This window comes from Mesonia sediminis (genome assembly GCF_042684705.1).
Classification (GTDB): domain Bacteria; phylum Bacteroidota; class Bacteroidia; order Flavobacteriales; family Flavobacteriaceae; genus Mesonia; species Mesonia sediminis.
Window position 1 is genome coordinate 450,571 of record NZ_JBHULZ010000023.1, and the last position, 13,970, is coordinate 464,540.

Below are 13,970 nucleotides of genomic sequence, written 5' to 3' on the forward strand. Positions count from 1 at the left end.
CAAGCCAAACGATTTAGGTCGGTTAAACCTGTTTTTACCGCTTGCGCATAAAACTGCGGTGGTGCAGTCACATCTTGTGGGTTTTTTTTGCCCACGGGTTTTAAAGAAACCATAAAAGAAACAATTTAAATTATTGTACAGCATTTTCAATAGGTTTTATTAGAGGTCAGCTACCTGGTAGCCTGGTTCTGGATGCTGTAAAAAAAACCAGAAAAAACCTCGGGGTACATTTTTAATACTATATCATAGGCGTTGCTTTAACATATTTGTTTAAACAAAAATTATTTAACACCTTAAAATTAGAGTTATTTATAGTGATTAAAAAATTTATTGAAAATACTTATTAACAGAGATTTTTACAAAAAGCCTGTTAAAGAAATCTTAAAAACACTTAAAAACAGGTTGTTCTGTTAGCGTTACCAAGTTGTCATCATAGCCAAAAACCCAAAGATGTGGCTATATCAGGGTTTAAACGAAAATACTTCTATTAATTGATTGCAATTTATTTCACTAAATTATAGTATTTATCATAAATAAACAGTCAAACGGAAACTCAACAACACCAGTAAAACATCATTAAACTATTGAGAGCACAAAAAAAATAAATTTCTACACGAGTCTTTTTTGGCCATCATTAAAAATAAGAGCATTATATTGCTGTTTTGATGGGTAGATAAGCAGGAACTTTCAATTTGAGATTTAGACCCCTATAGTTTTAAACGGTAAAACATTAGAACAAAAGTTATTACTTCTTGGTTAGGGTTTTATCATACACCCAACCTATTTATCAGAAAATCTTTGGTTTGAGTAATTGATTTTACTAGGTTATGCGTTACTGGAAACACGAGAATAGTTGAAGTATAATTATGAAAACGCTGTGAAATCGGGTGAGAAGTATAATTAAAGAAAAGATATCATGATGCAAATCGACCGACATTGTTAAGGGTGACTTTATCAATTCACGAAAAAACTACTCCTAAAACTCCATTTACTAAAGGTATAAATACCCACCTAGAATCTCATCTTTCAAGAAATTTACATTGGTGTAATTTGTATGGTAATAGTCTGGCAAATCCCCAATTGCGGGTTAAAGTAAGCAAATTTTTCGGTTTACACTTACTTTAGCAATTCCGAGTGGATTCGGGCGTAGTCGAATCCGCCGTAATTGCGGTTATACATTGATGTAAAACGTTTTTTATTCATTCGTTTGTTCAGTTAAAGTATTTAATTCAAATACTTTGTTTTCAATATTGTCAGTCGTGAATTTTTTAAAATCATTTACAAAAAGAGTAATATTATGATTCTTGTCACTTACTATTTCTAAATCATATTTTTCATTAATTGTTAATTTTAAAGGAAGTTCATTTTTTTTAACTCCAAATGTCGTGAAGCTTTCAAACATCGTATTTATGTTGATTAAACTATCCTTTGATTTTATAGTACTTCCAATTCCAATTCCGTCATTGTTTTTAGAATTCACATAGGATTTGAAAGATATTTTGATTTTTATGGAATCAGTTAAGTTTTCAGATTCTTTTATTGAAATGCTGTCAATTGGGTGTTTCGGCTTAATGAAATTCAATTGAATTTTTTTGTTTTGAATCGAATATTCTCCTGAACCAAATTCATTGATTATAAAATATGGTTCATCTATATGTCCTTTTATTTGATTTTTATCGTTATAATATGATAATGGTGAATCTCCTTTGTATGAAATAAAACCAAATTTTTGATTTGAAAATAAATGGATAAAAGATAGACTATCAGATGTAAAGAAGATTTTTTCTCTATTATTTTCTTGAGAGTAAAGGTTTTTACTGATTAAAAGAATTGTCAAAATTAAAATTGCCTTCAATTGCATAATAGCTATTTATTCAAATTTATTCGTTTTGTGCTTTAAAAAAAATCAATTTAGTAATCAGTTTTTTCGATTTATGAAATAGCCTCTTGGTTAGGTAAATGTTTTACAACTCGTTACATTAACTCAAATATACACTTTTAATACGATCTTTTACTGGATAAAAATTAACTAGGTGATTATGGCGAAAAACCAGCAGGTTCACCAATAACCTATCGAGGCTAACTTGGATTATGAGGCACGCAACGCAATGCAATCGCGCAGCAGCGTTTTTTTTTTCATCGCTATTGGAAATTTAGAGGTTTAAATTGTTTGGCATAAGACTTGAAATCGAAAATTGCCAGTTCAATTTTTTCGTCCGCTTTATATTTCGTGTTGATAGTCATTGGTGATGGAGGACTTGGATTACCAGATTTGTTTATTCTAAACGCAAAGTAATTCAGTCCGTGTTTGTCGAGCTTGTCGTAAATAGCATAAATACTTGCTGCAAAATATGGTTTCGCTTTGATATCATCGCCCCAACCAAGAAGAACGTCCTGTATATTCAATTCTTTTGATGATACAAGCGTATCAATTGCTTGGATGTTTTTCCAAAACAGATTTTCATCTGCTTGGTTGTCCAATTTATAGCCTTTTGGATTTCGAGTAGGATAGAGGTTTGCCATTAGCCATCCATCATATCCATTATCATTTGCAATCCGCTCAACGTTCCTCGTTGTTCCGTCAAGATTTAATTCGTTCGCTGTGTTTGGGTTCAGTCCGATGCACAATAAATTTCGTTTTCCCTTTTTTCCGAGTGCAAATCTTTTTTCGTTATCGTTTTCGGGAAGGCAATAGTATTTCATTTAGTTCATTGGTTTTTTGGTTTGCGTAAATGCAGTACAACGGCTTCGTATAACCGTCAGTTACGGGTTAATTAGCGTTTACTTTCGTTTTGACACAGACGTTAGCAATTCCGAGTGGATTCGGACGTAGTCGAATCCGCCGTAATTGCGGTTATACATTGTTGTACACTGGCTTTTATTTTTTCCATTCTTTAATTTCAGAATTTAAAACTCCAAGACCGATTTTACCAGAATTTATATCAATTAGTTTTTTAAGTTTTTTTTCTACTTCTTCATTGGTAATATCCTTAAATATAAATCCTTTAACACCATTTCTCGGTTTTGCCTTAACTAAACCTTGTAAACTTGGATTTGGTAAATGGTTAGATACAATTCCGTGAGCAATTAATCTCCGAAATTCATTACAGTCAGAAATTTTCCCGTCAATTTTATTCCATAGTTTTGATAATTCCGAATTATCCTTTAATCCGTTTCTAATTCGTTTACGTTTATCATCCAAGTTAAGCCCAATTATATCAGGTTTTAGTGGGTTTTCTTGAGTTCCATTTTCTAAATACGAAACCATAACACCTAGACCAAATTCAATTTCGGAAAATGTAAGTATAAATTCACCTACGTTCTTTTTAAAAATATCATTAAGGTCAAAAGGATTCATTTTTTTTTCAGCTTGTGTACAACTCGTTATATCATCTCAAATATACACTTTTAATACAATTTTTTACTGGATAAAGAATAACAAGGTTATTGTGGCGAAAATCTAGTAGGTTCAGCATTAACCTATCGAGGCAGACTTGGTTAATAGGCCAAGCAACGCGATGCAATAGACCAGCAACGGGGCTATTTTCTTAACCAACCTAAAATTCGGTCGTTTTTTATTTTCCATTTTCCGTTTTTATTTATCAATTCATATTTTTCTCTTGAACTTCCAAAAGGTCCTGGATTTTGCTGAATAATCTCAACTTTATTTTCTGTTACCTTAGAAACAATTGAAACGTGTCCGTATTTATTTAGCCTTGTTGCAGCGTAAACCAGTAAATCATTTACTTTGGGTTTGGATTCACTTGGATTATTAAACTGCCTTAATTTTCGTTGTATGTTTATTTTTCCGTCCTTAATTTGTGGGTTGAAAAAGTCTTTTGCGTGTCCATAAGAATCAGGCATTTTATGGTTTAACTCTTCATAATAATATCGTTTAACGAATTCTACACATTGGTATTTCAGTCCAAGATTATACCCATCTTTTGCTAATGCTCTTCCGTCCACATTTCCAACTCGTCCATTATAATAAACGGCAACACCATTAAGACTATCAATTTTTTGTCCGACTTCATAATTCGGATTCAGATTTATTTTTTTAGATAAGAAGAACCCAATAGTAAGTAAAATAAGAATTCCAATTATAAGTAAAAGTCGTTTTTTCAATTCGTTCGAAGTGTTTTTTTAGGTATTATTTACAACTCGTTATTTCCACTCAAATATACACTTTTAATCAATTTTTTACTGGATGGAGTTCTGCAGAGTTTTCAGGGAAGTCAACAGGATCCAAAACGCTTTTGTAGAGCGCTTCAACAGCTCATATAGAAGAGGGGTTCTAAACAAGTATACTTTTGAAAACCTAGATCAGGTTCGAGAGCAAACTAAAATTTGGATGGAGGATTACATCCATAAAAGACCACACGATAGCTTAGGTAAAGTTTCGCCTGTAAAATTCGCAAAACTTAATTCCTCTTGGGCTAGCCGAAGAGGAATTAAAAAACAAATAAATATGTAATTTTGAAAAACTAAGCAGTTCTAATTAGGGGAAGCTTACATTCTTCATTGACATAAAATTTAGAGTCACTTGGAATTGAGCTAATTAATGTTGTGCTAGAACAACTAGGAACTAATATTGTTAACTTTAAATCCGAGAAATAAATTGCAATATTTTATTTATCATATCTATTAAATTTAAATTTAAAAAGTGAGTTTTATAAGACAATTTAATATCTTAAAAAACTCACTTTCTTTATGATGTAGTTTTATTTGAATTCAACTATATCGGCGCTAACATAACATTTCACTGTATTTACAATACCTAAAAAACTTGAATATTTAAAATCAACACTCAAATTTGCAATAGCTTGGTTGTTTTGTAGAGAATTATTCTCTAACATTTTTGTTTTAGCTTCATTTACAATTGCTTCTCTTTTCATTCCTCCAATACCTAGAACATAGGTTGCTTGAGACATTCCCTGAACATTCTTTTTGGCGTAAATAAAATTATTTGAGCTCAAAGAAGCAGAATCTGACATCATTCCAGATAAACCTGCTGCACAACTTGAAAATAAAAGTGCAGTTGACAAAATAAACATTGATTTTAAGATAATTTTTTTCATAATTATATTTTTGACATTAATATCCTACTCTTTAGGTTTTTCGGCTTCACCTCGTTTATTATAGTGGTTTCTGAACTCCACTTAAAGTTAAATTAAATCATTCATTAAACGTATATAATGCTTAAATCTTTAAATTATTTACAGGATTGCTTTTTAAATTTTATTTAAGAATTTGTCCATAGCATTTTAAATTCTTAAATCTTTTTCTTAACTTACCCATAGCTGTTTATATCAACTCAACTATACCCTTTTAATACAATTTTTTACTGGATGGAGTTCTGCAGAGTTTTCAGGGAAGCCAACAGGACCCGCTGTACCGGCCACACGAAGGCTTAGTTGTTCCCCCTAGTTATTTAGCGTATTCGATTTCGATGATTTTGTCTTTGACCATTAATATTTCCGCTTTATCCTCTTCTGGGTAAATAAAGACTAGTTTTCTTTTTTTTTCATCTCCTTTTCGGATATAAGAATCTATTTTACCCCACACATTTATGGGTCCAACAGCCATTGACCATTCAGCTATATGCTTGGTTTTTGTTCTCGGATTTAATAGAACAAAATGGTCGAAATCCAATTCTTGTTTTTCATCCAGTTCGTTTTTTAGTGTCAAGTAAACAAACACAAATTTATTTCCACGACTTGTATTATAGGATCCGTTTCCGTGCGCAACGCTATTCCCTTCCTCAATTTTATCAATTGTAAAATTGATGCTATTAGTATAATCATAAGTTTTTGGGACAACCTTGTAAGATGTGTAACACGATGTTGCTAAGAGCCCAATAAAAAATAATAGTAAAATTTTTTTCATTTTTGTTTTTCTAATTATTGCCAACTGATAACATCTAATCAACATACACTCTTAATACACTTTATACTGGATAAGTGCAAAAAGTTATTGAAGTGAAAATTTAGCAGGTTCACCAATAGCCTGTCAAGGTTGACTTAAATTTCAAGTCAAGGAGAACACGTTAAAATCGGGTACCAGAAAGAGCATTTTGTTTGTATTCCCAAAAATATATAACTTTTTAGAAATATGTTATTATTTACAGAGATTTTATTAAATAGCATTAGGTTTTATGTTTATTTAAGAAGCAGGTGGTATCGTTTTCAAGGTCTTGTTTTAAATATGCTAATGCCTCCCTCCTCCTGGAAATGGTGATTTCACAAAGCTGAAATCAAGTATTTTCTGGTAAATGAATTGCTCTCCTAAAAAACGAACTAAGTGCTCATAAATTTCATTGATAAAGCTTACTGAGTATGGATAAAGACATATTCTGGGCAGTATATCATTACGGCATAACGCCTTGATTCTTCACAGAATTCATTTATAAAATAAGTATGCCCCCCGAACTGGATTATTAAATTATTTGTTTTGATGCTAGTGGAGTCGTTTTTATTGTCATCTGCTGTGCTATCGGCTTCTTCAAAGGCTGTAATTTCAATTCTTTCTAACTTTGGTGGTTATTGAACCAAAGCGACAATAGCTTGTATAAATATTGGGTTTCCTCTGGCATAGAAATTTATAAAAATTTGCGCGTTTACCTAACTAACGGTAAAGGACAAATATTTGCAATGACAGGTGTAGAAATATTAGCCTAAGTGCAATCTGATCATAAAAATTGGGGCCGGATTTATTTTTGGCTGTTTCAATATCAATTGCTAATTTAATAAGCTTCTCTAGATTTGCTACAGCTTCATAAATAAAATCCTTATTGCGGTACATAGTTTTTTGTTCATTTTTTTTAAGTGTTCAGTGACAATGAACTTTGGTATATAATGAACTTAGGAAGAATAAGAATGGCAAAGTCTAAATAATGGATATTTATGTTGTAGGCTTCCCAAAATCAAGAATAACCGCATAAAGTGGTAGTCATTAAGGATTCAATATTCAAGGAGGTGAATATTTAAACACTTAAGATATTCTAAACCTAGCGATAAGACAAGAAGTGGGTTTAACCTTCCCTAAAAGAGCAGCACACTAAAAGAATAATCCCCATAGTACCAAGCGACAAACAGGTGGATTTGTTAACATTGCGTTCATGTTAGACTCCCGAAAAAAAGAAGTCAGGACAGGCTGTACCGGCTATGCGAAGGTTTAGTTATTGGGTGTATTTTTTTTATTCAACATTGCTTTAATTCTTCTCTTTTTTCGTTTTGATATAATATAAATGTGTTTTTTTTCCATCTTTTTATCGTAATAATCAAGTGTATCTGCGAGAGCACCTCTTAAAATAGGAAATGAAAAAAATAATAAAAAGGAATAAAAATTTCTCTCTACAGATTTTAAAAGAGTCAAATGTTCGCATTTGTCATTAACAACTTCAATCCAAAGAATGAATTTTCCGATGGAAGAACCAAAAATTGATTCCATAACTGAATTCAAAAAAATTAAAAAAAATGGTAGGAAATAAACAGTTGGAGTTAATTTTATAACATCATTTTTTATTAATAAATACAGCAAAAAAATTCCGATTAAAATGTCTAAAATTTTCGCAAATAACCTATAACTATCATTTTTTATATTTGGATCGTACTTTAATTCAAATTCAATTTTTTCGTAGACTCGTTTTCCATCTATTATTTTTTTAGTTGGTCTGTTTACTTTTCGAAATTCTGTTAGTTCAGATATTTTCAACAAATTCAAATTTTGCCTAACTCGTTACATCATCTCAAATATACACTTTTAATACAATTTTTACTGGATAAAGAATAACAAGGTGATTGTGGCGAAAAGCTATTAGGTTCGCCAATCGCCTGTCGAGGCTGACTTGGTTTATTAAGTAAGGTGAACACGATGCAATTGTGCAGCAGCGGGGGCCGCGCGAAGGCTTAATTATTATGTTAAGTTTTTTTATTTTTTCTCAAAGTAAGCTTTTACTTCAGAGTAATAATCTTCACCGTATTGTTTATAAAATTCACCGTTTGGTTTAATGATTAAAAATCCAGCACAATTTTGATGTTCCGTAAAAACATTTTCATAGAAGAAGCCTGAATCCATTATAAATTCAGGCATTTGCTCATAAATCTCTTTGTTATATGAATCTTTAGCATAAACAAAGAAATCAACTGCATTAAAATTAGAACTCATTCTTGAAGAGATTCTAATTCGATTATTAGCTACTTGTTTGTTGTTTTTAACACTGTAACCAACATATATACAATTTGGTGCTTTTTGGTTATAATTTATTAGAATTGACTTGTCATTTGGAATTGTAGTTTTTAATTCTACTTCCAATCTTTTAATCAGTTCTTTGTATTCATGTTTATTTAAGGTTCCTGAGTAAGCTGTTCTGCTTTTCTTGTATTTGGTATTTGGTTGGGTGTTTACATTAGTATTAGTAAAATCTTTATTAGTTCCGCAGGAGATGAATAAAATGCTGAAAATTAAATAGATTACTTTTTTTAATATTTTGTTCATAGACTTTGATTTAATCAAATTAAGCACATCCGGTTTTTCAACTCAATTATGCACTTTAAATACAATTATTTGTTGGATAAAATCAGCAAGGTTTAGGTCACGCACGGGAGCAGGTGCACAGGCCACAAGAAGGTTTAGTTGTTGGCAATAGGTTTTATTTTATTTCTGTTGTATTTAACAATATTGCAGGGGTCAAAAGTATTCTTTTGTGAGGAGTTTTAAACAAGTAATTTGCAAAATCATATTTAATCCTTAAATTACTATTTGTTAAATTAGCTGACTGTTCAGAGGTTGTTGTATTAAAAGTTTTGGAATAATAATTATTTTCATTGGATAATTGAAATTTCAATTTAGTACGATCTTTATTTTTTGGAAGAATTTTTTTATCGTTTTCATCTAAGTAATATAAAGCTTCTATATATACAAATAATTTCGTGTTTTCTTTGAATAAAATATCCTCTTTGTGTTCAATCTCAATTCTGTTTTTCTGTTTTGAGTTTAAATAGAGGGTATCGGTAGAGTAAATGTTTTGATTAAACTGTAGTGTTTGTAAGTTACCAAATGGTAAACTTTCTTCTACTTCAAAAAAGTGAATCTTATAGGCTGTTTTATATTTTACTTTATCTACATAAAAAATAGTATGATTAATGTTTAAGTTATTTTTGTAATTATGAAAAATAGTACCAAAGGTTAGTTCTGGCATCAATAATCTACTTCTTGAATGTCTAATTCTATTTGATTCTCCTAATATAATATATTCGTTTTTTTTTGAAGAGACTACAACATCATCTAATCTTATGTATTCTTTAGTTAAAAAAACAGGTTCGTTCAGGTTTTCCATTTTTATTATACTTGTTTTATAGCCTGTTTTAATAAACTCTATTTTGTTATACTTAATATTACTAGGAATAACAGTAGCACTATTATTTTTTGTTACATTGGTGTAAACAATTTTATCGTCATTATAAAGTATAAAAGTAACAGAATCTATTAAATCATACGTATCAGTATCTAAAGCAATAAATTTTTGGCCAAAAATGTTTAAAGAAAAAAATAATAAAATATAAAAAATTGTTTTCCTCATTTTATCCTATTTAAGAATAAGCCGTACTGTTGAATTCAACAGTACAGCTTTCAGTTCATTATTATTTAAGGTTGATATTCTTCATTACACCCAACTGTTTCTTGTCCATAGCCATTTTCTTTCATAACTGACTCATCGTCTGTAAGTTTGAAACCTAGAAAATAATATGCTCTATATACACCTCTTTCACCATTTACACAAGCTCCATAAGAATAGCGTCAACCTAGCGCGATTGGTTGAGGATTGCCTGTTACTGGATCTGGAATGGTAGGATTTCTAATAATTCTGATAATATCAAACTGGTCTGTTGGTTCATACTCATGATATTGACTGATTTCATTATAAACTACTCTTTCTGATGTTTCTGTATTTGTTACAGTTAATGTAAAGTTTACTCTGTCTACATCTACAGTAGTACCCGCTCCATCTGTTTGAGTATTTTCAAATGAATATCTACTAGCTATTTCTTCATCTCCAACAAAAACTTCTCTAATAATATAACCATCAATTTCAGCTGTTCTGATTGTTGATTCGGTGTAGTTTTGAGAGGAGATTAAACCTTCATTTAATGATTCTCCTTCAATTGCTGCTTTTTCGTCAATTTGTTGATTGTCTACTGAACAACCTGTAAAAATAATCGCACTAACGAAAAGTGCAATTAAAAAATGCAATGATAACTTTAAATTTTTCATAATTATTAAAATTTAGTTTGTGCCTACTATTGTTTTATGGTTCCTGTTCGGCTAATTTCCCCATTTTTTTTTCTAATTATTGCCAACTGGTAACACCTAATTAACATATACTCCTAATACAATTTATACTGAATAAAGTGCAATAAGGTTATTGGAGTGAAAATCTAGCAGGTTCAGCAATAGCCTGTCAAGATTGACTTAAATTTCAAGTCAAGGAAAACACGTTAAAATCGGGTACCAGTAAGAGCAATTTGTTTGTATTTCCAAAAATATATAACTTTTTCGAAAAATGTCACTATTTATAAGGATTTTTATTAAATACCACTAGGTTTTATGTTTATTTAAGAAGCAGGTGATATCATTTTCGAGGTCTTGTTTTAAATATGCTAATGGCTACCCTACTCCTGGGAAAGGTGATTTTACGAAGCTGAAATCAAGTATTTTTTTGGTAAATGAATTTCCCGCTGAGTAAGAGGACTAAATGCTCATAAATTTCATTGATTGTACTTGCTGTGTCTTGGATAAAGACATATTCTGGCCAGTTTATCATTACGGCATAAGTTTTTTTGATGCTAATCGCGTTGTTTGCAATGTCATCTGCTGTGCTATCGGCTTCTTCAAAGGCTGTAATTTCAATTCTTTCTAACTTTGGTGGTTATTGAACCAAAGCGACAATAGCTTGTATAAATATTGGGTTTCCTCTGGCATAGAAATTTATAAAAATTTACGCGTTTACCTAACTAACGGTAAAGGACAAATATTTGTAGTAACATTTAATGTTTAAAATTAGAATCTTCTATTTAATAAATGCCAGAATTTTGGAGTAGTCTACAAAAAGGGGAAGCCTACCTGCAAAATCAGAGTACAATTAAAATTAAAAAGATAGCCTTGGATTACTTTGAAGTGTGAAAAAATTGAGCTTAAAATGATTAATGTATCAATTAAAGAAATAAAAGACCCTTTTCTAGCCTCTAGCGATACATTTCTGATACATTTATTGCAATAAAAAAAACCTTAAACCCTTACTATTTAAGTGTTTAAGGTTCTTAAAGTCGGGGTGGCAGCCCGAAGACTAGCACCTCTAATCCCTGTAATAATCAGTATTTCAGTGTTTTGAAAGTAAAGTGGTAACCTAAAAGGTCACTTTCTTTTTATCATTATATATATCTAATTTGATATTTTTGATTAATCCGAATATTAATGAACGTAGATTAAATATAAGTATTTATAATTAATTTGTCAATTAATAATCAATAAAATCTTGGACAATTTCAAGATCAATTCCTAGATAATCTGCTAATTCTTGGGTGGTGATGATTTGGTTTTTAGACTTGCCTTTCATCTCCTTGAGTCTTTTTAAGATGCGTTGGGAATGACGCAAACTGAATCCAGTGATGTTCTGGATGTCTGTTGGGTGAACTTGTATGCGTCGTTTAATTTTCATTTTATGGCTTTTTGGTACTTTTTTGCTTTGTGTGTGCTTTATCTATGCTTCACCTCTACCCTATTCCTACATTATATAGCTAATATAAAGCGTTTTGCACTTAAATTATAAAATCGAGCTTGCCAATTGCGCCTAAGCTGCCAAAAACGTCAAAAGCGAAGTAACCAATTGTTTAAGAGCCTTTTATGTGTTTGATTTGATTAAAAATTAAACATTATGGCTAAGCAGACAGGTATTATTAAATTAAAGGGAACTATAGGTGGTATTTCATTCTATAAGACCTCAGATGGACACCTTGCGAGAGAAAAAGGTGGCGTAGATGGTAACAGAATCAAGAATGATCCTGCGTTTCAAAGAACGCGTGAGAATGGTTCTGAATTTGGAAGAGCGGGTAAAGCTGGCAAGGTTTTGAGAGATGCAATCCGGTTGTTGCTTCAGAATGTGACAGACAAGCGTTTGTCTAACAACTTGCAGCGAAACTTGATGAAAGTCATCAAGACGGATGCGGTCAATGATCGTGGGCAAAGGACTATCCAAGATGGTGATATGAGCCTTTTACAGAATTTTGATTTCAACACGAAAGCGAAGTTTGGAAGAACGCTTTATGCGGATATCACGCACAACTTAGATCGTGTGACAGGGGAAGGAACTATTGACATTCAGCCATTTGAACCGATGACAATGGTTGAGGCGCCTGGCGGAACAACGCATTTTAAGGTAGTGACTGGTGTTGCCGAATTAGATTTTGTGAATGAAAACTCAGTCTTTGATTCTGATGAGTCAAGTATTCTTCCCTGGGATAGTTCGACAACCTCAGCGATCAGTATGTCGGCAACGGTGACGGCTGCGTCCACTTTGCCTTTGATTCAGGTGGTTGGAGTTGAGTTTTATCAGGAAGTCAACGGGACTATGTATCCGCTTAAGAACGGTGCATTTAACGCTTTAAACATCATCGCAGTGGATAATAGTTAGTTTTGATTCGACTTGGTTTATATAGAGGGCATTTTCCGCAGGGTACGATTGGTGCCCTCTATTTATTTGATGAGTTCTTAAGTTTTACGATTGAACTTCCCTGGAGGGAAAATCAACGGAATATTTCAGCGATTCCCGATGGCATTTATGCGTTAAAGTTGCGGTATTCAAAAAAATTTGAATGGCATTTATTAGTTGAAGGCGTTTCCAATAGGGATTTGATACTATTTCATCCCGCGAATGATGCACTAAAAGAATTGGAAGGCTGCATCGCTCCGGTTAGTAGTTTGGTTGAGGTAGCGAAAGGCTATTCATCAAGGAAAGCCTTGGAAAAAATTTTAGAGCGACTACGCCCCTACTTTTTAGAAGAGAAAAATGTGATCATCGAATTTAAGAGTTCACATTTCGAAGAAATTATTTTAAAACAAAAAAAAAACACAGAACAATGACAGTAAAAGATCGATATAAATCAAAAACACCTAAGTTTTTTAGAAAGCTAAGAAACATTGGCTTAGGCATTACGGCCGTTGCCGGAGCTCTATTAACCGCGCCAGTTTCCTTACCTGCCTTAGTCGTGACGATTGCAGGCTATGGATTAGCTGCAGGTGCAGCGATTTCAGCGGTGAGTCAGGTGGTGACTGGCAAAGAAGTCGAAGATGAGCCAAAACCCCAAGAGAACGAGGATTAAAAACGCGAAAGGATTATGACGACACACGAGAAAATTGGTTTTATTGGCGGATCATTATTAAGTTTATTAGGTAGTGTAAAGCTTGATGATTTGATTACCACTAGCGTTTTGGCCATTACGGGCGCAAGTGTCAGTTTTATGAGTTCGGTGATTTTAAAATTTCTTAGTAGGTGCTTTAAAAAGGATAAGGACAAAAAGTGAATTGGCGTTGGTGGTGCTTCGCGTTCCTTAGTTTCATAGTTGTAAGGATCCTAATTAAAGATTGGCCCTCCCTTTCGGAGGGTTTTTTTTTACCTAAAATGTAAAAGCAAGTCGGTTTCTTTTAAAGCTCTCAAAAGATTTAAATCAGTATTATGAAATACTTCAAGCCGCATCTAAATTGGCGACCGTCATAAGGTCCAATCCGTAATTCAACAAGAGTTTGTGAACTTAAACGGAATTGGAATTAGATCCGTAGAAAAAAATCGGTTTAACCGGAATAAAACCAATACTTGATAAAATTTTCGGCAAATTTTCTTTCCTAAAAAGATTAAAAAAAAAGAGCCCCCTAAAATGGGAGCTCTGAAAGGCAAACCTCTAGCCAAAAAATGCGTA

General features: G+C 32.1%; 15 protein-coding genes and 1 pseudogene. 5 read left to right on the plus strand and 11 right to left on the minus strand.

Annotation, left to right across the window (positions count from 1 at the left end):
• Positions 1-1,195: 1,195 nt before the first annotated feature.
• From ACFSQ0_RS05220 to ACFSQ0_RS05235, 4 genes are all read right to left on the minus strand, one after another.
• Positions 1,196-1,861: a hypothetical protein gene (locus ACFSQ0_RS05220; protein WP_379045136.1), complete on the minus strand. Its 666-nt coding sequence runs from the start codon at positions 1,859-1,861 to the stop codon at positions 1,196-1,198.
• Positions 1,862-2,142: 281 nt separating this feature from the next.
• Positions 2,143-2,703 carry a DUF1643 domain-containing protein gene (locus ACFSQ0_RS05225; RefSeq protein ID WP_379045138.1) on the minus strand — a complete coding sequence of 187 codons (561 nt, stop codon included), beginning with the start codon at positions 2,701-2,703 and terminating at the stop codon, positions 2,143-2,145.
• 175 nt (positions 2,704-2,878) lie between these two features.
• Entirely contained in the window at positions 2,879-3,358 is a 480-nt protein-coding gene (locus ACFSQ0_RS05230; protein ID WP_147862095.1) for a hypothetical protein, read from the minus strand.
• 182 nt (positions 3,359-3,540) lie between these two features.
• Positions 3,541-4,125, minus strand: a complete 585-nt coding sequence (locus ACFSQ0_RS05235) for a CHAP domain-containing protein (protein WP_379045141.1) — start codon at positions 4,123-4,125, stop codon at positions 3,541-3,543.
• Between the two features lie 121 nt (positions 4,126-4,246).
• Here ACFSQ0_RS05235 and ACFSQ0_RS05240 point away from each other — a divergent pair.
• A pseudogene (locus ACFSQ0_RS05240) lies at positions 4,247-4,474 on the plus strand (integrase core domain-containing protein); the annotation flags it as partial.
• 247 nt (positions 4,475-4,721) lie between these two features.
• Here ACFSQ0_RS05240 and ACFSQ0_RS05245 read toward each other — a convergent pair.
• The 7 genes from ACFSQ0_RS05245 to ACFSQ0_RS05275 form a co-directional block, all read right to left on the minus strand.
• A complete protein-coding gene (locus tag ACFSQ0_RS05245; RefSeq protein ID WP_379045144.1) occupies positions 4,722-5,078 on the minus strand; it encodes a DUF6567 family protein in 357 nt (118 codons plus the stop codon).
• A gap of 349 nt (positions 5,079-5,427) precedes the next feature.
• A complete protein-coding gene (locus ACFSQ0_RS05250) occupies positions 5,428-5,886 on the minus strand; it encodes a hypothetical protein (RefSeq protein ID WP_379045147.1) in 459 nt (152 codons plus the stop codon).
• Between the two features lie 1,287 nt (positions 5,887-7,173).
• Positions 7,174-7,713, minus strand: a complete 540-nt coding sequence (locus ACFSQ0_RS05255; protein WP_379045150.1) for an RDD family protein — start codon at positions 7,711-7,713, stop codon at positions 7,174-7,176.
• A 216-nt stretch (positions 7,714-7,929) separates the two neighbouring features.
• Positions 7,930-8,496 carry a hypothetical protein gene (locus ACFSQ0_RS05260; RefSeq protein WP_379045153.1) on the minus strand — a complete coding sequence of 189 codons (567 nt, stop codon included), beginning with the start codon at positions 8,494-8,496 and terminating at the stop codon, positions 7,930-7,932.
• A 154-nt stretch (positions 8,497-8,650) separates the two neighbouring features.
• Positions 8,651-9,580 (minus strand): hypothetical protein, encoded by a 930-nt coding sequence (locus tag ACFSQ0_RS05265; protein WP_379045156.1) that lies wholly within the window; start codon positions 9,578-9,580, stop codon positions 8,651-8,653.
• 218 nt (positions 9,581-9,798) lie between these two features.
• Positions 9,799-10,272 carry a hypothetical protein gene (locus tag ACFSQ0_RS05270; protein ID WP_379045159.1) on the minus strand — a complete coding sequence of 158 codons (474 nt, stop codon included), beginning with the start codon at positions 10,270-10,272 and terminating at the stop codon, positions 9,799-9,801.
• A gap of 1,243 nt (positions 10,273-11,515) precedes the next feature.
• Entirely contained in the window at positions 11,516-11,716 is a 201-nt protein-coding gene (locus ACFSQ0_RS05275; protein WP_141420815.1) for a hypothetical protein, read from the minus strand.
• 216 nt (positions 11,717-11,932) lie between these two features.
• Here ACFSQ0_RS05275 and ACFSQ0_RS05280 point away from each other — a divergent pair, with 216 nt between their 5' ends.
• The 4 genes from ACFSQ0_RS05280 to ACFSQ0_RS05295 are packed head-to-tail and all read left to right on the plus strand — an operon-like array spanning position 11,933 to position 13,577.
• Positions 11,933-12,688: a hypothetical protein gene (locus ACFSQ0_RS05280; protein WP_379045162.1), complete on the plus strand. Its 756-nt coding sequence runs from the start codon at positions 11,933-11,935 to the stop codon at positions 12,686-12,688.
• 2 nt (positions 12,689-12,690) lie between these two features.
• Positions 12,691-13,137: a DUF5675 family protein gene (locus ACFSQ0_RS05285; RefSeq protein WP_379045165.1), complete on the plus strand. Its 447-nt coding sequence runs from the start codon at positions 12,691-12,693 to the stop codon at positions 13,135-13,137.
• On the plus strand, positions 13,134-13,376 hold the full coding sequence (locus tag ACFSQ0_RS05290; RefSeq protein ID WP_379045168.1) for a hypothetical protein: 243 nt from the start codon (positions 13,134-13,136) through the stop codon (positions 13,374-13,376). The genes ACFSQ0_RS05285 and ACFSQ0_RS05290 overlap by 4 nt, the downstream gene beginning before the upstream one ends.
• A 15-nt stretch (positions 13,377-13,391) precedes the next feature.
• Positions 13,392-13,577: a hypothetical protein gene (locus ACFSQ0_RS05295; protein WP_379045171.1), complete on the plus strand. Its 186-nt coding sequence runs from the start codon at positions 13,392-13,394 to the stop codon at positions 13,575-13,577.
• The last annotated feature ends 393 nt before the right edge of the window (positions 13,578-13,970 follow it).